This is a genomic window from Neobacillus mesonae, assembly GCF_023715155.1.
Classification (GTDB): domain Bacteria; phylum Bacillota; class Bacilli; order Bacillales; family Cytobacillaceae; genus Neobacillus; species Neobacillus mesonae_A.
Map to the genome: position 1 here is coordinate 51,809 of NZ_JAMBNQ010000023.1, position 24,226 is coordinate 76,034.

21 protein-coding genes are annotated in these 24,226 nt (G+C 36.9%); all 21 read right to left on the reverse strand.

What is annotated here, in order from left to right; genetic code table 11:
- Positions 1–163: 163 nt before the first annotated feature.
- Positions 164–685: a VOC family protein gene (locus M3183_RS17465; protein WP_251471772.1), complete on the reverse strand. Its 522-nt coding sequence runs from the start codon at positions 683–685 to the stop codon at positions 164–166.
- A gap of 144 nt (positions 686–829) precedes the next feature.
- A complete protein-coding gene (locus tag M3183_RS17470) occupies positions 830–1,843 on the reverse strand; it encodes a Gfo/Idh/MocA family protein (RefSeq protein ID WP_251471773.1) in 1,014 nt (337 codons plus the stop codon).
- 198 nt (positions 1,844–2,041) lie between these two features.
- Positions 2,042–3,055 (reverse strand): sugar ABC transporter substrate-binding protein, encoded by a 1,014-nt coding sequence (locus M3183_RS17475; protein ID WP_251471774.1) that lies wholly within the window; start codon positions 3,053–3,055, stop codon positions 2,042–2,044.
- A gap of 155 nt (positions 3,056–3,210) precedes the next feature.
- Positions 3,211–4,191 (reverse strand): ABC transporter permease, encoded by a 981-nt coding sequence (locus M3183_RS17480; protein ID WP_251471793.1) that lies wholly within the window; start codon positions 4,189–4,191, stop codon positions 3,211–3,213.
- A gap of 33 nt (positions 4,192–4,224) precedes the next feature.
- A complete protein-coding gene (locus M3183_RS17485) occupies positions 4,225–5,712 on the reverse strand; it encodes a sugar ABC transporter ATP-binding protein (RefSeq protein WP_251471775.1) in 1,488 nt (495 codons plus the stop codon).
- A gap of 206 nt (positions 5,713–5,918) precedes the next feature.
- Positions 5,919–6,947 carry a Gfo/Idh/MocA family oxidoreductase gene (locus M3183_RS17490; protein WP_251471776.1) on the reverse strand — a complete coding sequence of 343 codons (1,029 nt, stop codon included), beginning with the start codon at positions 6,945–6,947 and terminating at the stop codon, positions 5,919–5,921.
- A 121-nt stretch (positions 6,948–7,068) separates the two neighbouring features.
- Complete coding sequence (gene iolB / locus M3183_RS17495; RefSeq protein WP_251471777.1) at positions 7,069–7,890, reverse strand: 5-deoxy-glucuronate isomerase; 822 nt, start codon at positions 7,888–7,890, stop codon at positions 7,069–7,071.
- 36 nt (positions 7,891–7,926) lie between these two features.
- On the reverse strand, positions 7,927–9,792 hold the full coding sequence (gene iolD, locus M3183_RS17500) for a 3D-(3,5/4)-trihydroxycyclohexane-1,2-dione acylhydrolase (decyclizing) (RefSeq protein ID WP_251471778.1): 1,866 nt from the start codon (positions 9,790–9,792) through the stop codon (positions 7,927–7,929).
- A gap of 49 nt (positions 9,793–9,841) precedes the next feature.
- Complete coding sequence (gene iolG / locus M3183_RS17505) at positions 9,842–10,843, reverse strand: inositol 2-dehydrogenase (protein ID WP_251471779.1); 1,002 nt, start codon at positions 10,841–10,843, stop codon at positions 9,842–9,844.
- A gap of 424 nt (positions 10,844–11,267) precedes the next feature.
- Positions 11,268–12,500 (reverse strand): MFS transporter, encoded by a 1,233-nt coding sequence (locus M3183_RS17510; protein WP_251471780.1) that lies wholly within the window; start codon positions 12,498–12,500, stop codon positions 11,268–11,270.
- 415 nt (positions 12,501–12,915) lie between these two features.
- On the reverse strand, positions 12,916–13,449 hold the full coding sequence (locus M3183_RS17515; RefSeq protein WP_251471781.1) for a hypothetical protein: 534 nt from the start codon (positions 13,447–13,449) through the stop codon (positions 12,916–12,918).
- 13 nt (positions 13,450–13,462) lie between these two features.
- Positions 13,463–14,497: a bifunctional lytic transglycosylase/C40 family peptidase gene (locus M3183_RS17520; RefSeq protein ID WP_251471782.1), complete on the reverse strand. Its 1,035-nt coding sequence runs from the start codon at positions 14,495–14,497 to the stop codon at positions 13,463–13,465.
- A 93-nt stretch (positions 14,498–14,590) separates the two neighbouring features.
- A complete protein-coding gene (locus tag M3183_RS17525; protein WP_251471783.1) occupies positions 14,591–16,651 on the reverse strand; it encodes a CD3337/EF1877 family mobilome membrane protein in 2,061 nt (686 codons plus the stop codon).
- Positions 16,652–16,663: 12 nt separating this feature from the next.
- A complete protein-coding gene (locus M3183_RS17530) occupies positions 16,664–17,107 on the reverse strand; it encodes a hypothetical protein (protein WP_251471784.1) in 444 nt (147 codons plus the stop codon).
- Positions 17,104–19,554 carry an ATP-binding protein gene (locus M3183_RS17535; protein WP_251471785.1) on the reverse strand — a complete coding sequence of 817 codons (2,451 nt, stop codon included), beginning with the start codon at positions 19,552–19,554 and terminating at the stop codon, positions 17,104–17,106. Before M3183_RS17535 ends, M3183_RS17530 begins: the two co-directional genes overlap by 4 nt.
- A 19-nt stretch (positions 19,555–19,573) precedes the next feature.
- Positions 19,574–19,963 carry a TcpE family conjugal transfer membrane protein gene (locus M3183_RS17540; RefSeq protein WP_133339010.1) on the reverse strand — a complete coding sequence of 130 codons (390 nt, stop codon included), beginning with the start codon at positions 19,961–19,963 and terminating at the stop codon, positions 19,574–19,576.
- Positions 19,960–20,190 carry a TcpD family membrane protein gene (locus tag M3183_RS17545; protein ID WP_133339009.1) on the reverse strand — a complete coding sequence of 77 codons (231 nt, stop codon included), beginning with the start codon at positions 20,188–20,190 and terminating at the stop codon, positions 19,960–19,962. Before M3183_RS17545 ends, M3183_RS17540 begins: the two co-directional genes overlap by 4 nt.
- Before the next feature lie 5 nt (positions 20,191–20,195).
- The gene (locus M3183_RS17550; protein WP_251471786.1) at positions 20,196–21,269 is read right to left on the reverse strand and encodes a conjugal transfer protein; all 1,074 of its coding nucleotides are present in this window, start codon (positions 21,267–21,269) and stop codon (positions 20,196–20,198) included.
- A complete protein-coding gene (locus M3183_RS17555) occupies positions 21,266–23,248 on the reverse strand; it encodes a TraM recognition domain-containing protein (protein ID WP_251471787.1) in 1,983 nt (660 codons plus the stop codon). The genes M3183_RS17550 and M3183_RS17555 overlap by 4 nt, the downstream gene beginning before the upstream one ends.
- Positions 23,205–23,996, reverse strand: coding sequence for a hypothetical protein (locus tag M3183_RS17560; protein WP_251471788.1), 792 nt, complete (start codon positions 23,994–23,996; stop codon positions 23,205–23,207). The genes M3183_RS17555 and M3183_RS17560 overlap by 44 nt, the downstream gene beginning before the upstream one ends.
- Positions 23,997–24,001: 5 nt before the next feature.
- Positions 24,002–24,226: hypothetical protein (locus tag M3183_RS17565; protein ID WP_251471789.1), on the reverse strand; the 225-nt coding region annotated here is incomplete at its 5' end.

Consider the following 24,226-nt stretch of genomic DNA (forward strand, 5'->3'; position numbering starts at 1 on the left):
AATTGTCCTGTAGCAGGTATTTACCAAATTAAGCGCTTAACATAAATTTAGTAAATATCTTATATTTTTATAAATTTAGCACATTAGTGAAGGAGGATTCCTTCTCATAAAAACTCCATTCGTAGGGCAGTACGAATGGAGCTTTACGTACCGTTACCACTAGTTATACTTTTTGATTACTGTATATTTGTTCATGGCTATGAGTATAGATTTCAATTATATTTCCGTCAGGGTCTTCACAGTATGTTGTTTTATAACCTCCCCCTGACTCAGGAAACATTTCCCAAATCCCACTTCGCTGTCTCCCATTATTCTCCTTTATTCTAGCTACTAGTCCTTCAATATCAGGATCAATCACACAAATATGGAAATATCCTATTTGACCAGTTTTGTAATGTTCTATACCTTCATGTCTATAAGATCTAGGTTCTACAAACTCGAATAATTCAATACCAATTTGATTTGAAGTACTCATATGTGCAATCCTAAATTTTTTAATTTCCTTCCCAACTAGATCTGCAGCAATATTTCCTTGTAATGAATTATCATCTGTCAGTGTATCGATTGGACCATACAAGAGATTGAAACCTAATACTTTCTGATACCATTCAATTGCTTTATCCAAATTAGTAACACCTATTCCGATATGTGCCAATGCACGCGGATACACTCTGCTGTTATTCATACATTTTCCTCCATATCCATTCAATAAACTAATTGTTAACAAATAAAGAAAAGGTTAAGTGGTGAAGCAAAAATTCCACTCTCCATACTAATTTTCAGTATCTTATTACTCACAGAATGAAATTTTTAATTATTTTATTTCACCTTATATTTCATAGTTTATCGTTACCCATTTCCCCAACCTCATTGATTCATAGCATGCTTCGATGACTTTCATGTTCTGCAATATATTTTGTCCATCATAGAGGGGCTGAACTCCATTTATTACACATTGGGAAAAATGCTCAATTTCAAGGGTATATTCATTTCCATATACCTTTTCAATTCTTTCCGTACCATCCTCCTTTTCCACTATAATTGTGCCCTCACCTTTAAAATACTCAGGCAAATTATACGCTTTCGGAACGCCTATAGACCCATGAGTACCAACAATTTCATATCTTTCACGACGTACCATGTCAAAGCTGCAATCAAATATGGCCATCATCCCGTTATCCATTTCAAACATGGCGATAGCTATTGTATCTACTTTATAATCGGGGTCGGACGGTGCATGAACATATACTCTGATTGGCTCGCTATTTAGGATATTCCGAATCGAGTGAATACAGTAACAGCCTATGTCGTATACACTCCCTCCTCCTAAATTAGGATTAAGACGAATATCGTTGACTCTATCTTCCAGTATGAAAGAGAAGTTAGCCCGCATGAGCTTGGGTTGCCCAATTTCTCCGGAAGAGATAATATCCTTCACTACCTGATGCTGTGGGTGAAATTGGTACATGAAGGCCTCCATTAATAACACATGTTTGCTTTGACAATGCTCAATCATTTCCTTAGTTTCAGAAGATGAGAGAGCGATCGGCTTCTCGCATAGTATGTGCTTCCCTTTATCGGCTGCTTTCATTACCCATTCCATATGAAGACTGTTAGGTAGTGGAATATAAACTGCATCTATGTTTGGATCATCCAGCAATTCCTCATAGCAATTATAAACGTTTGGAATCGCAAATTTAGCTGCAACTTCTGAAACTTTAGGGTTTTGGCTAGCAATCGCAATGATTTCTGCATTATTCGCTTGCATAATAGCTGGAATCATTGTGTTCTGAGCAATCCTAGCCGTGCTTAACACTCCCCAACGAATTCGATTTTCACTCATAACTTCATTAATCCTCCTCTATTTGTCTGTTCTAATCGAAGTTTTAAGAAAGGCATAGAAATTTCTATCAACCTTTTCATTCTTATTTTACTGCCTGATTCACAATATAATCATTAGTAAACTTCCGTGACTTTATTTATCAGTCTACTATTTCATGATTTATTATCTCTCTCCATTCGATTTTAGATAATAAGATAACTATTTACCTAACATTCCCTTTAACTCCTCCAGCTTTTCTTGACTATTTTCTTTTGTAATAATATCAATTCCAATGTCAATTCTTTTATCAATCTTTTCTCCTTTTATGACTTTCAAAGCATTTTCAACACTTTTATAAGCCATTTCATTTGGCTTTTGGGCAACACTAGCTTCCAATACACCATCATTAATTGATTCAACTGCTTCAGTAATCCCATCTATTCCTATAATAGGAATATCCATATTTCGAGCTTTAGTTGCCCTTAAAGCACCCAAAGCCATTTCATCATTTACAGCAATAACTCCCTTTAAATCAGGATTAGCAGTTAATATATTTTCCATAGTCGAAACCGCTTTCACCCTATTGAAATCAGCTGACTGAGATGCTACAAGTTTCAGCCCCGCCTTTTTAATAGCCTCTTCAGCTCCTTTAACACGTTCTTCACTATTAGGAGTACCTGAAACACCTTCAAGTATTGCAACTTTATCTCCAGAACCAAGCTTAGTCACTAATGACTCACCAGCCTTTTGGCCTGCTGTGAAATTGTCTGTACCAATATAGGTTGTTTTACCTTCCCAATCCACATCACTATCAACGAGAAGTACAGGGATATCTTTTTCCTTATACTTTTTTAAGACAGGAATAACCGCTTCAGACTGACTTGGCATGACTATTAATGCATCAAGGCTCTTGTTGTTCAGCAAATCTTCAAGCATATTAATTTGTTTTTCAACTTCAGTTTCATTAGAAGGGGACATTACTTTACCATCTACATCAAGATCTTTAAATGCTTTTTCTGCTCCATATTCCATTAATTTGAAATACTCACTATTTAGTGCTTTTAAAACAACTGCAACTTTAGGCTTTCCTTTGTTACTCCCCCAGTCGTCAGTTTCAGAAACGGAACTATATGAATTAGCTGGATCTGTACTTTGCTTTCCACAAGCAGCCATTAATATAAGAAGAGCAACAATCGGTATCTTTAATAAAAAGAGTCTTTTAAACTTTTCCACTCCATAACCTCCTTTTTTTAAATAGAACTTGCGATTGCTGTTACATCTGCATTTTCTTTCTGTGTAAAAGCCGGTAATAACTGATTTTGAGTAATTCGTGCCGTACATAACATTCCTCAGCGAAAATGATTAAGCATAAATTTTACTCGTCATCTTTATTTCTTAGATGATTTACGACGAAGCACATCGACATATACTGCAGCTATGATTACTAATCCGATTATGATCGTTTGCAAATCAGATGAGGTACCTAATAAATTTAGACCGTTACGTAGAACTGCAATGATCATTGCTCCAATCAGTGTTCCCCATACCGTACCAACGCCTCCAAAGAAGCTTGCTCCACCAATAATTACTGCTGCAATTGCATCTAATTCATACGATAAGCCAGCAATAGGAGATGCAGAATTTGTTCTTCCAATTAGAACAAGCCCTCCAAGAGAAGCCATAAACCCACTTATTGTATAAACAAGAATTAACATCCGATCAACAGGGATACCTGAAAGCCGTGCGGCTTCCTTATTACCTCCAATCGCATAAATATATTTACCAGTTGATGTCCTGGTTAGGAAAATATGGAAAAAGATACAAGCTATAATTACCAGTATGAAACTGACAGGGATAATTCCAACATTTTCTTGGCCTACAAAGTTCATAGTATAAGAGAACCCAAAGATTGGTGAAGCCCCCGTAATAATTAGTGCTAAGCCACGGTAAATATTCATTGTTCCCAGTGTTGAAATAAACGGATGCGGCAAACGCAATTTCGTTAACAAGATACCATTTAGCCAACCTGCCAATGCCCCTACTCCAAGACATACAAAAATACCCAATACCGGACTCATTCCCCAAGTTACTGTTACCATCCCTGCGCTGATAATCGCAAATGCAAGAACAGATCCTACTGACAGGTCAATTCCTGCTGTTAAAATAGGCAATAACATTCCTAATGATAATAATGCGTTTATGGATGATTGACGTGCAATATTCATTAAATTATCTTCTTTCAAGAAACTAGGAGTAAGAATTGAAAGAATTAAACATAAGCCAACCAAACCCAAAAGTGCCCCAAACTTGTTAACAATAGCTTTCCTATTTCCTCTTGTATTTACCGCAGGATGTGTTTTTGTTCCCATTTCTATTGAACTCGACCGTTGTTCCATCGTTAATCATCCTCCCGTCGCAGCTTTCATAATAACTTCTTGGCTTGCTTTACTACGTGCTAAATCAGCTGTTATTGTTCCTTCATGCATAACCAAAATACGGTCACACATACCAAGAATTTCGGGCAACTCAGAAGAAACAATAATAACGCAGGCCCCAGAATCGACCAATTTATTTATAAGATTATATACTTCAACCTTCGCACCAACATCAATACCACGCGTGGGCTCATCAAAAATAAATACTCTAGCTTCAGTAAACAACCATTTGGCAATTACAACTTTTTGTTGATTACCTCCACTTAAATTTCGAGCCATAAGATTGATATTATTGGGTCTTATTTTCAAATCATTAACATATTGATTTGCTACTTCCTTTTGTTTTTTATAACTAATCAGCCCCTTCTCCTTGACTCTTCTTAGTTTAGATATTGTTTTATTGAAAATAAGAGATTGATCCAGGAAAAGTCCTTCTCCTTTTCGATCTTCTGTAATAAAAGCAATTCCAGCTTTAATAGCATCTTGAGGTTTTTGAATAATTTTTTGTTCACCAAATACATAGACTTTTCCAGAATCAATTTGATCAGCTCCAAAAATCCCTCTCATTAATTCTGTTCGTCCTGCTCCCACTAATCCGGATATACCAAGAATTTCACCTTGATAAGCGGTAAAGTTTAGTTTGTTAGAGGAATGTTTTAATTTTAGATTTTCTATTCTTAATCCTTCTTTCCCTTTCTTAAATACTTTTTTTGGATATTTTTGAGTAAGAGACCGTCCCACCATTAATTCGATCATCTGATCTACAGAGGTCGTTTTTACAGGTACAGTAGTAATTTTAGTCCCATCTCTTAAAACTGTAATCCGATCACCAATACGTTTAATTTCTTCTAATCGATGAGAAATATATACAAACGTCATTCCTTGTTCCCGTAACTTTTCAACAGTAGATAACAATTGTTCAACTTCTTGACCACTTAAACTAGCAGTAGGTTCATCCATAATAATTAATTTAGCATTTAACGAAAGTGCCTTAGCAATTTCAACTAATTGCTGTTGTCCGACACCCAAATTGCCTACTAATTCATCTGGATCTACCGTTTGACCGAGTCTTTCCATTAGTTGTTTTGCTTTTTCTTTCATTTGGACACGATCGAGAAGAGAAAAACGCCCTCCTCTCTTTCGTTCGTGACCTAAGAAGATATTATCCGCTATCGAGAGTTGAGGTATAAGGTTTAGTTCTTGATAAATTGTTGCAATACCAATATTAATGGCATCTTTGGGTTCGGTGATGTTAGTTTTTTCCCCTTCCCACGTAATCTCTCCTGTATCTTTCAGATAGGCTCCTGTTAAAATTTTAATAATTGTGGATTTACCTGCACCATTTTCTCCTAGAAGTACATGAACTTCTCCTTTTTGAATTTCAAAGTTAATATTATGCAAGACTTGAACACCAGAAAATGATTTACTGACATCTTTCATTTCCAGTAGAACCATTAATCTACCCCCTATCCACTGTTACTCTAGCAAAAAATAATTAATTAAATCCTCTTAAAATTATGAATATTATGTTTAAAAAAGTTCTTTACCACCACTAAGAAACTTTAATATTTGCAAGGTAAAGTCTAGTTAGCGTAGTAGAGAACTTTCTGTTTCCAATATAACTATATCTTTCTAAATGAATTCCTTAATAATATTTTGTTCTACAAAGTCACTAATTTGCTATTTAACTCAATTGTCTCGCCTGATACAAAGGATTTTGTAGCAGCCGCTGCAATTTCTAATGCAATTTTCCCATCAATTTCTGTACAAATAGGTTTAGTACCTTGTCTCAAACTATTAATAAAATGATCCATTTCAAGTAAATAAGCATCTTTAAATCGTGTTGGAAAATCAGGGATTAAATTATGTGTACTTCCCTTAGAAGTTAATACTTTTACATCATGATATCTCATTGAACCAATTTGAATAGATCCTTCTGTTCCGACTACTTCACCTCTTATGTCATATGCATAAGGAGCAATTCTCATCGTTTCAATGTCTCCAGCAGCACCTGAATCAAAAGTGAAATATGTCATAGCTTGATCCACATCATTATATTTTTCCATAAATTTATTTGAATTCATTAATATATTTCCTGTTGAAGTAATAGACGCTATTTCTTGGCCCATTAAGTAACGGGCAATATCATAATCATGAATAGCTACATCTAAAAAGATTCCTCCACTATTCTTGATGAACTCTTCTGGTGGAACGTTTCCATCTCGACTCACACCTTTAAAATAAATCGGTTTGCCAATATCACCAGCTTCAATTCTTTTTTTAGCTTCTGCATATGCTGGGTCAAATCGTCTCATAAATCCAACTTGGAGTGTAACATTACTTTCATTAATTACTCGAATCACTTCATCCGCTTCATCTAAAGTATGTGTCAATGGCTTCTCTACAAATATTTGTTTTCCATGCTTTACAGCACGAGTAATCATTTCTGCATGAGTACTTGTTGGTGTTACAATGACAACTGCATCAATCGTGTCATCTTCAAAAATATCATTAGGATTTTGAGACCATTTTTCAACACCAAGTTCTCTTGCTACTTGCTCTGCTCTCCCTTCAAGAGGATCTACAACACTAACTAATTTTGCCCCTTTAATTTTAGAAACAAGATTTTCTGCATGCCAATAACCTAATCTTCCTAACCCCAATACTGCTGTACGAATTGTCTCTTGCATTTTGTTCATCCTTTCATTTTCAGTTTGTTAAATTCTTAAGAGTAAGCGCTTTAAGAGAACTTCGAAGTAAAATCATAGCTATAGGTTTCTACCACTATGGTTTTACTTTCTTAGTAATTATTTATTTCATTAACCATTCATGATCTTTATCATTTGTGAATTTCCAGGTTCTAACTGGACCTGCCATCACATTTAAATAATATAATTCATACCCAGGAGGTGCTGACACCGGATGGTACCCTTTCGGAATAAGAACAAGTTCGCTATCCTTTACAACAATTGTTTCATTTAGAGACTTATCATCCGTATATACTCGTTGTAGTGCAAAGCCCCCCTCAACTGGGTTCATTTTATGATAATATGTTTCTTCTAAGTATCCCTCTTGAGGTAAATTTTCCTCATCATGTTTATGTGGTGGGTAGCTTGACCAATTTCCTGCTGGTGTAAACACTTCAATCACAAATAGACTGTCTGCTGCATCTGTTTCTGATAGAATAGTTTGAACTTCACGTCCCATACTGCCTGACCCTCGCATCGCTACGTCCACGTTTTCTGGAGCAATTAATCTAGCTTCATATGTTCCTTTTCCCGGTGCTTTACAAACAGCAATTTCAAGTTCTGTTAATGCTTCTACTTTATATTGATCATCATTTGGAATATAAACGGAATATGCAGGAGTTTTTTCGAATACACTCATTCTTTTTCCGATATTATCCCAGGATTTAAACTTTGTCTGGACATTCGCACGGCCAGAAACCAATACAATAACAGTTTCTTGGTCCAATGTTTTATTTTCGATAGTTTGACCCTCTTTTAGCTTATATACATCAAATCCAACATATTTCCAACCTGCAGATTCGGGTGTTACGGATAACACTTTTCCGTCCTTATCACCTTTTTGTTCTGGTTTTACAAGTAAATTACTTGCAAGTAAATTACTCATTTTATTAATCCCCTTTCAATGACTTACTATATTTTTTTAATATTTTTTAGCTTCAGCAACTTTTCTTTCCATATTTTCATAGGCTTTTTGAACCTTTTCACTTGTTGAAACTTCAGCTACACCAAGTCTCCACCATGATTCGTAACCAGTCGTACATGTACCAGGCAATACTTTTATATCTATTAATGTTGAAACTGTTTCCTTCTTAGCTTGTACCAGTGCCTCTCTTAATTCTTCTACAGTATGAACTGTATAGCCTTTAGCCCCCATGCTTCGAGCATTTGCAGCAAAATCGATTGGCATAAAATCTCCTGTTAAACGGTTGCTTTCTTGTGAGCGATAACGGAATTCATTTCCAAAGCCATCACTTCCTTGACCTCTTTGCAGATTATGGATGCATTGGAATCCATGGTTATCAAATAGAAGAATATTAATCTTTTTCTTTTCTTGAAGACTTGTCACTAGTTCTGAATGGAGCATTAAATAACTTCCGTCACCCACAATGGTGTATACTTCCTGATTCTCTTCTGCCATCTTAATTCCTAAAGCACCAGCTACTTCATAACCCATGCATGAGAATCCATATTCCATATGATAGGTTTTTGGATTTGAACTTCTCCATAAACGATGCAAATCTCCTGGAAGACTACCTGCTGCAGCAATAATAACGTCTCTGTCATCAATAAATTTATTGATTTCGCCTAAAACTTGAGTTTGAGAAAGTCCCTCTTCTCTTTGGTCGGCAAAGTATTTATCTACCTCTGCATTCCAATTCTCCTTCAATGATTGAAGAAAACTCTCCTCATAAGATGTTTTATAGTCTTGTTTTTTCAATTCTTTTGTTAAAATTTCAAGTCCTACTTTTGCATCTGATACTAATGATTGCCCTTCCAATTTTAGTGCATCAAAAGAACTAACATTAATACCTAAAAACTCCACATCTGGGTTTTGGAATGCTGTTTTGGACGATGTTGAGAAATCAGTTAATCTCGTCCCTATACCAATAACTAAATCGGCTTCTTTCGCTAAGATGTTTGAAGCTAATGAACCCGTTGAACCAATACTACCCATATTTAGGGGATAATCCCATGGGAGAGCACTTTTTCCTGCTTGAGTTTCCCCAACAGGAATTTGAAAAGCTTCAGAAAACATTTTCAATTGTTCTGTTGCGAATGAATAATGGACTCCTCCACCCGCAATAATAATTGGTTTTTTCTTTCTAGCAATCAATTTAACAGCTCGTTCAACTGCTTTTGAGGCAGGGGTTCTTCTCTCGATATAATGGATTCTCTTTTTAAAGAACTCTGCTGGATAATCGTATGCTTCACTTTGTACATCTTGAGGTAAAGCTAGAGTAACTGCACCAGTATCTACTGGATCTGTTAATACACGCATTGCATTTAATGCTGCAGTCATTAGTTGTTCAGGTCTTTGGATACGGTCCCAATATTTACTTACAGGTTTAAATGCATCACTTGCAGCAATGGTGTAATCTGTAGGATCTTCGATTTGTTGCAAAACCGGATCAGGTTGACGAGTCGCAAAGTTATCACCTGGTAATAACAAAACTGGAATTCGATTTACTGTTGCAGTTCCTGCAGCAGGAACCATATTTAGTGCACCTGGTCCAATTGATGTAGTACAAGCAAAAATTTCAAGGCGGTTTTTTTGCTTTGCATATGCTGCCGCTGTATGTACCATCCCTTGTTCATTTTTCCCTTGAATATATGATAGACCCCCGGTGTGTGTTTCTAGTGCTTCTCCCATCCCTGTCACATTTCCGTGACCAAAGATACCAAAAACACCTTGGACAAATTTTCTTTCTTCTCCATCGAATTCAATGTACTGATTATCTAAAAATTTTAGCAGCGCCTGCGCCATTGTTAAACGAATTGTTTTCATTCAGATTCCCTCCAATTTTTCATAAATAGCATAATATTATTGTAGTTTATTAGAGTAATACCATTTCTTTTGTTTCAAAAGACTTAGTAGCAGCTACTGCGATTTCTAATGCAATCCTTCCATCTAGCTCTGTAATTTGTGGTCGCTCATTTTTTTGTAAACACTCTATAAAGTGAGCTAGTTCATGCAAAAAAGCATCTTTGAATTTGATTGGAAAATTAGGGATATTATCGTAAACGCTTCCTTTAGGGGTCAAGATTTTTATGTCGTGATGTTGGATAGATCCCATCTGGATCGATCCTTCAGTTCCAACTACTTCACCTCTGATATCATAACCAAATGTTGAATTTCGACTTGCCTCGATATCACATGATGCTCCATTTTGAAAATTTATTAAAGTTACTGATTGATCCACATCTCCGTATTTTTTCATAAATGGATGCACTAATACATTACCAAATGTTTTAATTGAATGAACTTCATCCCCAATTAAGAAACGAGCAATATCATATTCATGAATAGCTAAATCCAAGAAAATGCCTCCACTTGTCTTAATATAGTCTTCTGGAGGCGAGCCAGGATCTCGGCTAACTCCTTTGTAATAGATGGGTTTTCCTATATCCCCATTCTTAATTAGTCGTTTTGCTTCTGTGTATGCTGGATCAAACCGTCTCATAAATCCAACTTGACAATACACGTTATTCTTGTGAATTTCCCGAATAACTTTTTCTGCTTCTTCTAAAGTTTCTGTCAATGGTTTATCAACAAATATATGCTTTTTACTTCTAGCCGCTTGTATTATTAGATCAGCATGCGTTTTTGTAGGGGTAACAATTATAACTGCTTCAATTGATGGATCCTCAAATACTTCTTGCGAATTTGTTGTCCATTTTTTCACACCCAATTCACGGGCTACCTTTTCAGCACTCTCTTTTCTTGAGGCAACTACTGTTACTAATTCAGCACCTTTTATGCGTGTTACAAGATTTTCAGCATGCCAATAACCTAATCTTCCAACTCCAAAGACAGCACATCTAATCTTTTCCTTCATAGCCCCACCTGCACTTTTAATAGTTTTTATGTCAATTAACTAAAAAAAGTTAACCGCTTAACAAATTGGCATTTTTTAAAGCGAAAAAGTTAATTATTCGCTATTAAAACTTATAATATTTCCGCCTTTTAATATAAAACCTACAAAACATCCAATATTTATTGGAGTCCTTTTATCCTTTCTTATGAAGCGCTTAACAAAAGGTTAAAAAATTAAAACGCTTTCTTTCCTGAATTCCGTTTAGAATGGACAAGAAAGTAAACATTAATCTTCCAATATCATATTTTTTTCTATCAATTAAAATGAAGCGCTTAACAAAAATCTTGATTTGAGTATATTACATTAAAATTCGTAATGCAACAAAAATTTAAATTATTTTAATTAGAAGCATTACTCCATCGTCATTTTTTCATAAAATATTTTATCATTCTTTATAACTTTTGTACTTAAGTGGCTTGCTTTCTAATTCTTTTTGATACCTATTTACGGTTTCCAACTTATACCACACCAATGATAACACCGTTCCAGTTAAACCTAGAAACCCGGCAATAAAAAACACGGTTTCTAATCCGTTGCTTTGAGTAAACTTACCAGCAATAAACGGGCCGAAGAAAATTCCTAATGCATAACAGGATTGAAAAAAACCCATTGCTGTAGCATAATTCTTGTTTGGTATTTCTTGTATTGCCATGCCCATTAATAATGGAATTAACATTCCAAGGGCAAACCCGTTAAAAATCTGTGTTACATAGAGCACAGTTAAATCAGTGACTAATGGAATAACCATTGAAAATACAGCAGTACCTAAAAAACCGGCAAACAAAACATGCCATCTATTAAAACGAGTAAGCAAATACTGACCAGTAACAATTGGTGCTAAAGCATGAGGTATCATAAAACTAAATACTAGAACAATTAAACTCTCTTTTGTAGCACCAATGTTCAATGCTTGATTTGTAGAAAAACCAAACATTGTAATAAATAGTACAGAATGAGCAAGTGCTGATAGCAATGATGCCTTTAAAATCAAAGGATGTTTTACTACTTCATGTATCTGGATATTTTGTTTTATTAGTTCCTTTTTATTGCTTTCTTTAATCCAAAATGACATGGTAAAGCCAATTATTCCAATGAAAGCTCCAAAGTAAAATGGCGCTTTCCACCCCCACTTACCAATGAGATAACCACTTAGTCCCATACTAGTTAATTGGGCTAAAACTGTAATACATTGTATATTCCCCATTGCTTTAGTTGACTCTTCTTTTTTAAAGTAACTTGCATATAAAACAGTAAAAGCAACCCATGTTGAAGCTGTAATTCCTGAAATAACCCTAGAAACCAAGGCAAATGCTAAGCTTTCGCTAAGAACAAATCCTAAGCAACTTATAACGGCTGTTGCAAGCCCTAAAATCATAAATGGCTTACGAATTTGCCATTTGTCTGACAAAACACCAATAGGAAATCTTAATAAGATTTGCATTATACCATAACTCCCTACAATCAATCCTGCCAGTGCAGCTGTTCCTCCCAAATGATATATATATGGTACAAAAATAGGAACATAAATATACATAGAAAACCAATAGATAAACGTTACTAAAATAAAAAAAAGATGATTGTAAATTGGTATTTTGGGTTTTAACTGATTAATTTTCATTTTTCCCTCCTCCTATGTTAAGCGCTTAATTTATAAATTTAATTATAGTAGAGGGAATTCCGTAATTGCAACTTGTTTTCAAATTCTAATAGATGCTTAGGCTAAACAACTGTCTTTAGATTTTTGATATTAAAATTCAGACAATTCCTTTATGAATCGGTAATTAAACCAATTGTAATGAATTTTTACAGCGTAATTTTGTTAGATATTTCTACTCGTTATACTTTTACATCTTTAAATATTCGCTCTTTCTCCTATAACGTTTTGCTAGTGAAGGTTATATTATTTTAAAATTAATCCAATTGCAAGTGGTTCCCACATGGAAGCTGTTCGAACTATCTACAAATCTTGTGAGACGAATCCCAATTTTACGTTTTGATTACAGTAAACCATTTAAAGAGACTTTCCATTCAATTTACTCCCGACCTGTTAATTGTCCGATAAACTCTACATCATCTATTTTCCAGCCCTGCTCTTTCACATAGATTAAGGACGTTTTAACAATTACAGTTTCCGTGTTGCTTAAATCATTAAACTCTGTACTGAGATTAAATTCATTAAAAAATTCAGCCTCTGTCTTTGAGGATTGATATTCAAATGGCTTTAATCCTACCATTGAGGATTTCACCGATTGTTTTGAATGTGGAATTTCCGTTCCTGAAGGGTGGGTTGCCTTATAGCCTTGATCGGTCATGAGTGGTTTTATTTTCTTATATCGTTCAACAGTAGTTTGATAGGTGAAAAACTTTTCTAGGAACTCCCGATTTACTTCTAACGCATCTGTATATTGAACAGAAGATAAGGTTTTGATCTGATTTTCGTAATTTCGTTGATTCGCTTTTACTTCCTGCAGCTGTGATCGCAAGCCAAAAATATACATAATAACTAAAACACCTGCAACAAAAACGAACATAAGCAAAATGTAATTTTTCTTTTGATTTGGTTCCAAGATTTCACCCCCATCACTGAATTCTTCTAAATCCTAAGAATGGATATTGCTTTTTCCACTCTTCAACAGAACTGTATTCTAAACCGTTGTCGTTGGAATTAATAAATTTTCCATCACCTACATACATGCCAACATGAGACGGCCCAGGCTTATATGTAGAGAAAAAAACTAAGTCTCCCGGTTTAATTTGATCTTCCGGAATCGGCTTTGTTTTGTCGTATTGAGCTTGAGCTGTACCAATCATATCAATGCCTACTTGTCTAAAGGCATATTCCATGAGACCTGAACAATCAAACCCTCCTGCTGCTGGTATTCTGCCTCCCCACACATAGGGACGGCCAAGATACTGTTTCATAATTTTATGAACTTCTTCAACGTTAAAAATTTGTGTACCGTCTCCCTTAACTACGACACTATCATTTTTATCATTGTAATAGCGCATTACATTGGCTACATAATCAACATCACCATATGAATCCCATCCCATTTTAGCTGCCATCATTTCAGAGAACTCAACCGCTACCGCTTTTGAATAGCCCCCATGTTCTAGAGCGAACGGAATGAATCCACTCCCCATGTTATAGGATTGAAGCGCCAATTTGGGGTCTCCTTTGGCTTTCTTCATCACTTCCGCAAAATATTTGACACCAATTTTAATAGACAATTCGGGATCTGTAATCGCTCCTGGTGGAAGACCGATCGATTCTGAGGACTGCATCACATCTAAATGTCGGCCACCAGACTCCTGCTGAATTAACGCCATGATGAGCCCGACATATTCCTCGACTCCATTTTCCTCCGCATATTTTCGAATTAAAGGCTCGTATCTTAATACTTCAGCTGATACCTGCGCTGTGCCTCCGACGCCTTCTCCTGTTATTCCTGAATCAAAGGTGCTGTCACCACCTAAACTGATAGAGATAAACAAAGCTAAACCGAAAATCGATGTAAGAAGAAGAAGGATGCCAGCTATAATCCAAGTAATTGGATTTTTCAGCACTGCGATAGTTCCAGCAACTTTAGCGCCTTTTTTCAAAGTTACTTGCATGCCGTCTCCTTTCCTGGAATCCATTCTGACGCAACGAACGGGGGGTTGTTCATAAAATATGATTTAATTGCGCCAGAATACAAATCTCCAACATCATCGGTTTTCACTAGACTGTTGTGTTTTCCGTTCTGGCTTTGCGTTTTCAGGCTTAGGATCCCGTTTTGCAGATTGAACACCATTTCCAGAAATATCGCCTCTCCTAGCCTTAATTTGTTGGTCTGCTTCCCATTTTGTGATCGGCTTATTTGGGTCAATGGGTTGGTGAGGTAAGGATTGCCTTTGTTCCGAATAATTCACAGGGTTCCGACTTGAAGAATGCTCTTGTTGTCTTGGTGGGGTTGGTCCTGCATTTCTTTTTTCAGATTTTGGTGTAGCTTCCTGTTGCGAAACATTACCTGGAGGTGGGTCTTGTTGTCTTGGTGAAGTTGGTACTGCCTTTCGTTTATCAGATTTTTGTGTAGCTTGCTGCTGTGAAACATTACCTGAAGCAACTTTGTTTGTAGAACCGTCGTCTTTTCCCTTTTTATAATCATCTAGGTGAACAATCGCAGCTCCCGGATTACGAGAAGCTGATTGAGCACCTGTACCAGTTACCATTGCAGCAGTAGCATTTTTTCCGTTTTTCCCAGTAGATAGAATGGCTGCTTCCTGTCCTTTTCCCACCGTTGAGGTTTGACTTGCTTGGCGATGTCGAGAACGTTGAGGAGTATCTTGTGTAAAAGCAGCATTTGGCGTTGCCGTTGTTGCTCCTTCTTGTCGTCGATCCGATTTTTTTTGCCGTTGATTTTGCTGATAGCGTCGATACCCTTTATCCACCATACGAAAGGTTTTTTCTTGGAAATCTCCCATTTTGTTAAAAGCTTGAGATGTTGCTCTTTCCACGGTTTGCTGCCCTTGAACCATTCCAGCTGAAGCAACCTCAAAGATTTCAGAACGATATTTAAATAAGCCCCACATGGTAATGACGATTAAGAAGACAACAAAAGCATATCCTTCTACGCCATTTGTCACTTTAACGGATTCGTAAAGCAAAGTAACAAGCCCGGTAATAACAGCAATCAAAAGGACCAATCCAGCTTTCATAAGCAGTACACCAATAATCTTTTTGAAATGATTTAATGCCGTCTCGCTATAAGATGGGATTAAACCAAGAACGAGTGGAATGCCTGTGAAAATGACTAATGCTAGGAACCATACTTGAAGCAAAAATTTAAAAATCCCTAACAATAAAATAGGAATAGACAGTGCAACAGTGGATATAAGCGTTACAAGTAAATATCCAAATCGTTCTCCGCTAAAATCCGGCGTCATGTATTTATTGTCATAATTAGAAACTTCGGTTTTAACGATCCTTTTCCTTAGCTCTTTCCCCTCTTCGGTATAGGGTTTGATTTCTAAAAGTTTATCTACCCGGTTGGGGTCTTCGCTAACAACCTCTGACTCTTTTGTTGAACCATAATTCTGGAGTAAATACGGACGTTTTATCATCAAATTAAAAAGCTGATTTTCAAGTACAGCCAACCCTTCTTGAGAATTGTATGCTTTGTTGGTATCGAATTCATCAGAAGTCACAAGGACATTCGCAGAACTGGCAATTCCTTCGAGCTCTGCTCCACGTTCATTTAGCCATTTAATATTTTCGGTTGCGTTGGAATAAAACCAAAAGGTAATTGTCATAATCACGAGGGCACCTAGAATTGCCTTCACTGCATGGCCGACTTGCTGATTTACGAAATATCGATAGGCTGCTGTACCTCCCACAATCACCACAAACAAGGATAAAAATGTACCTGAGATGATTTTGTAAATTCGTTCGCTCATAATCCCCGCTTCGTCTGCAATGAGACTAATTAGATCAAAAGACATCAACTGATTAACAGAATAAAGAGTAAAGCTGGCAATTGTTTTATTGAATCCCCATACCCCTTGATTAATGGCATGCAAAGCACGGTCACCCGCTTCCTTGATTCCATCGCCAATGTCTGCTTCTAATTTATAGTGATCGAGAGGATACTCTTTGCTTTCCAGTGTCACCCGCCCAACCGTTTCTTTCTTTTTCTCAACGGTCGGAGAAGCATTTTCTGCTAATGATGAGGTTGGCAGAATAAGCAGCATAAATACAAAAAAGAGTAATCCCCATTTCAGGTATTTCAAATCCAATCCCTCCTATTTGCAGTTAATGCAGGCTTCCCGATCAAACTCTTTTGAAACATCCTCTCGCATAATATCTAAACTTTTACTTGTATCTACTTTCCATTCATCACCTTTTTTACGGAAAAGAATATTGTCTTTTACTGCATTTTCACCATTCGGATTTGTGAAGTCCGCAAAGACATAATACTGTTCCAATTCTTTGTCATAGTAAATTTCATAACGGATATCTTCATACTTCAATCCTGAATCAATTTTTTTTGCAGTTTTAAAAACTTCATAAGAACCTTTTTTATAAATGAAATCTTGCTGCCGATCATAATCTCGATCAAAATTTGCCTTTTCCCATTCATAAGCCAGTTTGGCAATATCTTTAGAAGATGTACCAGATGTACTTTGATTGCACCCTGCTAAAAGTGCAATCAAGAGAATTAAAGAGATTAATAGTTTTTTTATCACATGAACGCCTCCTCTGTTTCTGCTCTTCCTTTGTCGTTTTCTTTTGTATTAAAGGCATGAACCCATTCATTGAAAAGGACATCGGTTTGAATCTTTGCTGTACGGCCGTACATGTCTTCCATGATACATTGGCCTTCCCTCAGATTTTTCAGCATTTTATGATTCGCTTCATTGTCTTCAAGTCCAAGAAACTCAATGATATTTCCTGCTTCTTCAGCCGTTTTTGCTTTAAACGCAAATTTCGTTCCGATGTTTTCTTTAATGTCTGGACGGTTATAGTCGAACGTCGATTGCGTAATAATGTAGACGGCCGATCGTAAGGAACGCCCTGTTCTTAGCATTTCTTTAATCAGTTTGTGTCCCTGACCAGTGTTCGTAAGCATCCATGCCTCTTCAAAAATCGTGATTTTGGTTTTAGAATCATCCCGGGCAAATTTCGTAGCGAATTTTGCTAATGGAATCATTAAAGCAACGGCAATATGTTCATCACGCGTGGCAGGCTTCTCCCCATCTTCAGGAAGCGTTAAATTTTGGATCTGCAAAATATTTACTTGCTCTGAAAGACTGATTCCTGAAACATTTCCATCTGAAAACATCAGTTTAGCGACACCATTTGTACCAATCTCATAGAGATAGTGTCCAACCTTTATGACTTCTTGATCTTCTGATTTCATTAAACGGTTTACAACCTTTAATAGCCCTGGTTTCTCTTCTTGCTGCACAACCTCACGAACCGCTTGATAAATCTCTGTTTTGATATTTCGTTCACTAGGTTGAAGCTCAGATAAATATTCTAAGACAGCCACAGCCGTGTCATACGCTTCTTCCCCATCAAGGAAAGTCAACGGATCAAGCTTACCTGCATCCTTTTTATTTGGTGAAAACGTAATATAATTAAAGCTTTCAATCAGCTCTTTAAAGAATGGAATGGAACGCTCCAACTCAGGCGTAAGAGCTTGTTTGAATTTCTTTTCCATTTCATTTTTTGGATCCGTCGCCAGAATTTGCGCTCCGAAGAAAATCGCATTTAATAAAATGTCTTTCAACAAATAGGATTTCCCCATTCCAGTTGGTCCCGAAATCGTCACATGGGGAGATGAATAATGAGAACCCTCTAAGCCCAATTGGGCTAAAAATGGATGATAAAAAACGAGAGATTGAGAGTTCCCAATGCTTTCCCCTTCATGCGAAATGTTTTTTCCAAGATAAAATCCAACGGTATTTCCGATTTTTCGTGTGAGTGAAAAGAGCGATTCACCAAAAGATTCAGGAGTAAGGACTTGTTCCCAATCTTCTGCTACTATCTTCGCAGCTGGCAATGATTGATGGAATAATAAGAGTTGATCGGCTAACGGCTGTACAAGTTCAATTTGTTGATCTTTAAAGCCCAATTTAAGCATTTTTGCTCGTTTTCGAACTTCTTCTTTTGTTTTACCGTAGACGACAAAATTGATGTGAGTTCTGAGAAGTGGTTTGCCTTGGTTTCGAATATCATTTTCAAGATCATGCAAGAGGACTCGACCTAAATTAATTAAGCTGTCATCATCTTCGTTCGCTTCGATCAATTGAGCATCTTGATCACGGAATCGCTTTTTGATCATGTTCGTTTTGTTTTCATCTTCTTTTTTCCCCTTGTAAAGGGTCCGCATATTAACTTCTACTGGAAAATGATAAGACTGGAAGAAATACGCCCATTCCTTATAACTTAAATCAACAGGAAAATCCGAAACGGGAAGAAATGCGCACCAAGATTCATGATCTAACTGCTTAATATGAAGATATCCCGGCTTTCCCGGGTCGAGAATGCCTTCTGTAAGGCTGTAAACACTTTCCCCTGTTTCAAGCTGTTCTTGACCTCTGACAAACTGATGACGAATCATATAACGCAATTCACTTTCTTTTACTCGTTGCACGGTTAAATATTGATTAAGTACTTTAAACGCGTCATCTTCTGATTCTTCAAACATCCTGGCTGTTAAATCATCCACTTGAGGTTCTTTAAAACCACCAAGTTTTTGGAGATAGCGATTCATACTTTTTACAGAGGATACGAATGTACCCAAAATATTTTCATCTAGCTCCTGCCGCTTTAATTTAACGCCTATAAAGAACTTGTACTCGACGACATGTTTAGCTTCCTCACGCAAAATTTCTTTTGCTCGTTCCGCATAATACTTTCCAATTTCCGCGTATCTGCCTTCATACTGTGTTTGAAGACGATCCATACGTTTGTCGATATCGACTGGAACAGGAACGATTTTATAATCAATTTCCCCAAAAGGCGCTAATTGCCAGGCGAGCCTTTGGAGATGATGAACAAGTGTATTTTCAGCTTCTTGTTCATTAATCCCTACCGTGTTTTCTAACACTTTATAATAGCCGAAGGCTTCTCCGTCCTGAGTATAAGTAACATTTCCTTTATAAGACTGAATCGGAAACTGCAACATAGAATCAAACCCACCTCACTTATTGAAATTTCTCATACGATTGGGGCTTTTTCATTTGGGGCTGATAAACTGGTTTATGGCTGCTATAACTAAAACGCTTGTTATAAAGATATCGAAAGTACCCAATAAAGAATCGATCTAGTCGTTTACCATCTAGCTTACTTCTACAAATGGCCCCGGCAATCATCCACGGCAGCACCACATAAAAGGCAAGTTGTAGGGTAGTGGGCAAAACGTGATTAATACTCCCTCTAAACAATAAGAGGAAACCAAAAATAAGGACGGCCACAATGATTTGGCGAATTTCAATCCCTTTAGAAAAGACGATAGCTTTATCACCTTTCCCGATATTCCAAATTTTCAATGGATGCTTGAAGAATTTTCGAAAATTATAGGCTGGTGGCCTCAATTAAGACCACCGCTCTTGATTTTATTCCAAATCGCAGTAGCCATACTTTCAAATTCTCCAGGATTGGCCACAATGACATAGCAGAGAACGGCAAAAATAAAACTTGAAAAGAACATTCCCCAGCGTTGTGATATGAACGCTCGAACGATCATGACAATCATCACAATAAACAATACCGCAGACACTTGCCCCGAAACATACTGTGTTAACCCTGAAATATCTGGCATCTAAATCATCCTCCCAAAGTGTGTTTTAATTCTTCAACATAAAATTTATTGTTTTGCTTCTTCACAACAAGAGTAAAAGGCTGCTTGGTTTGAAGCTCTGTATTGGCCTCATGCAAAAGAACAAGGGTCTTCACAATGTATTGGCCTTCTTTCTCGCCATCATAGACGACAAAGTCTTCTAACCCTTTATACTGATATTGTCCTTTAAGAGATTCAGGCTTCTCCATTAAGTAGGACATTTCATTAATCGAATTGGTTGTATACGAAGTAAAAAATTGAGTAGCAAATTGTTTTAGTTGAGATTCGGCCTTTATATTCTTCTTTGATTTGTCTGTTTGATCTTGAATGGCTGTTAATCGACTGTTGCTTGGAAGTGCTTGATAATAGGGCTGCTCAATCACATTAAAGGAATTTCCGTCTGTTCCCACTCGAACGACAAGCATTTGTTCCTGTTCACCAAGTGATTCATCTTGTTTTGTTACCTTTTCTTCCTTCACTGTTTTTTCCTTACCGTTTTTATCTTTCTTCTCGACTTCCACCTGTTGTTTTTTCTCAACCGTTTTGAAAAGCTCATACTTTACACGGTAAACATAGCTGGCAGCATCTTCATTTACATCCTTCACATCATATAAACTAGCACTCTTTAAGACTCGCTTTCCCTTAAACGCTGAAAGGTCTTCTAATTGCTCCACCTTTAGTCCTTCAGCAAGAAACCCCTGAAGAGCTTTTGCTCGTTCCTCCCGCTGCTTTGGATCATTTGGTACGTTGATATAAGCAGCGATAAACTTTTTCGTATAATCTTCACCAGCTGGTGAATTCGCAAATCCGATTTCATTAAGGCTAGCAATTTGTGCAGACGCTTTTTCCTGATAGCCGTTGATCTTATTGTTCAAAAAACCTGTCCTAGCCCATGATTGAAAGGTGAAAAAGATGACTCCGATAACGACAGCCCAAAATAGAATGGTAAAGACAAGCCGACTATTAATCGTTGACGACTTCAGTCGTCGTTCATCTTTCAAGACCTTCTTGCGCCCACGATCAGCATTTACTTTAATGCCTTGGGTAAGCTTATTAATCATTCAATCCCTCCTAAATCAAGCGCATTCCGGACATACACACGACGGAAATAAGTGTCTCCTCCCTCTTCTTCCACCATCTTACGATTAATGAAAATTTCACCGATTTGTAAGTTTTTAATTTCGCTTGGATGCGCTCTGAAACGCTCCACATCTCGAACGGTTCCCATGTTTGACTCAAAACGTAAATGAGGGTATTTTTTTTCAATCTGCTGCGTAATTTCTCGGTCCGAATAAGTACCAAAAACTTGTGCGATCCGTTCCGCATCTACAGATGAATTAACCCGGCCAGTGGCAATGATGTTACAGTTAGAAATAATTTGCTCTGTCATAACGGGATCAACTGCGTCAATGTCAGCCAAAGTTTGGGTAGAAATGATACATTCAAAGCCCGCAGATCGTGACTTATTCACGATATCTACAATTCGACGATCACCATAGGCAGAAAACTCATCATATATGGCAAGAATCGATTTCCGCCCTTGTGCTTGTCGATAAGCAACCAAACTATTCACGTCCAAGATAATCATTTTCCCAATTTTCCGAATATAATCCGCGTAACGACTCCCTGAAATACTGAAAATCACGACGTCGTTCTGATCTGTAATCTTTTGAAGATCAATACCTTTTTCACTTTCTACAAACAGATGGCCAAGGTCGGACTCTAACAGCTCACCCAGTTGCATTTTCAAACGTGTCAAGCAGCCTTCGACAATCTCTTCTGGAAACTCATCATCTAAAATTTTCTTAATCCGCTGCATCCCTTCTCCAAGTTTCCTAACGGTACGCTTTCGCTTTTCTATAACCGTTTTTTTGATCGTTTCAGTCTTTGGCTCTTTTGTACCTATGAAGTCGCTTAAATCGTCGTCCAGTGCCGCTGCCACTTCATTTTTAATAACCACTTTTTCTTCTACTTCAACTTCAAACTCTTCTTCGATCTCTTCCTCAATGCTGTGTTCCTTAAAAAATTGATTCATAGACTTGAAATTTGTTAATTTCGCAATCGTTTTAATATCCCTTGAAACGCCGGCTTCGTCAATCAGTTTTACGACTAACTGTAAATATCGAGAAGCTATATCAGTGTAATAAGCACCGTCACCTTCACTCGAAAAACTGAAGAGTGACATGAGTTTATCTCGTGTTTCTGTCGGTGTTCCGTTTTTAACAGGGTTATACGTTAAATCATCCATTTCAGAAAACAGATAAACCTTTCGACCATAAGCTTCACACAAAGCTTTAAATTCAAGCATAGACTTGCGCTCGCCCTTCCCATCTACGAAAATAACAGGCTTTTCATTCTGAAGGGCTGCTTCAATCATGGTTCCAATTAACGTCGTTTTTCCTGTTCCTGTACCGCCAGTAGCCAGCATGTGATAGTTGAGTTCCTTTGAATCAAGATTCACACGCTCTTTAAAATCTGTATAACCAACAAACACTTCTTTTGAAGGCTTTTTCCGATAACTCTTTTGCTTTTTATTTAAAAACGTAACCCGATGTTTCCGAAAAGCCTTATATTTCTGTTCTGCCTTTTGCTGCTGGATTTCCCCTTGTTTGGTTTTAACTCGTTTTTTCCAGAAGAATTTTGCATAGATGAAAAAGCCAAACGAAAACATTAATCCTAACCCCATTAAAATCAAATAAGAGAAACGCGTAGCTGGAATAACATTTCCGTTATTCAAAAGCTTTTCAACACCCGTTGATAGGTACGGGATATTCATTTCTGAAATTAAACCAAAATAAGTGAGTAGATGACCCGTTTGAAATTGCCAAAACAGGATAATAAACCCGGACCCAAGCGCAACATAGAAAATCCAATCCCGCTTTAAAAACTGAAACATTGCAAAGATCAGCATTCCCAGAACCGCCGGAAGAAAGAACAAAATTCCAATCGCTCCAATTAAGGCGTAAATAACAACTTCACCAATCAAACGATCCGTTTCAGTCTGTTTCGTTCCCCCCTGCTGATCCATCAGTGGATCCATTTGGCATCACCTCTTCCCATCGGTCCTCTAAAATGACAGAAGGAACCTTACGTACCGTTATTTTGTTTCCATTAATCAGACGTTGTTTTGCTTGATTAATAACATTGTGTATCTTTACATCATTCGCAAAATAAATTACTTGATCGTAAGAGTAAGGTTGGTCTTCCTGGCTTTCACCGGAAAGTAATTGATCAAACAGTTTAAATTTTTCATCATAGCGCTTTCGGTCTTTCATATTCAGTTCAAGCTCTATCCAAGAAGTCGTAACATTTCCTTCTGCTGACTTGAAAAAGAAAACCGCATCAGGTATTCGGTCCCGTTTGTCATTGTAAGCCTTCAGCTTGCTTTGATTATCTCCCTCACCAATCATGGAGTAACGAATTTCTCGTTCCGTCCGGTACTTAAATTCAACTCCCTGCTTCTCTGCCTGAAGTTCATAAAAGAGAATTAAATCGGTTATGAGAAGGTCATGCTGCATGGTGTAAATCGTCGCCTTATTCGGAACAGTCGCCTGCACATTTGTTAGTTTTCTAGATTCAATGGTTCCAAAATAAACCCCAACTTTATGAGCAATTCGTTCATGCTTCACATAGTTTCTATCCTCTAACTTTCTCAAACGACGATATACTCGATGAATATTAGGTTCCCGAAACTTCACCAGAATTTGATTAGCCGTCACCATTCCATTTCTCAAAATAAACGTCATATAATCTAAATCTTTTTGTTTTAATGATGTGTACTTTAACAAAAAAATCATCCTTTACTAGAAAATTGTGGAATCACTCTCCCTATAAAAAGTTTACCAAAAAAGAAACTGATTACATAAACAAAAATCGAAATTAATACCGCAAATGAAAACACAAACAATTTCAGTAATTTTATAGAAAACCAGAACACAATCCCATATAAAATGACAAGTACACCTAAATAAGCACTTATCCATTTATTTAACCCAAAAACATTAACCACCTCCAATGC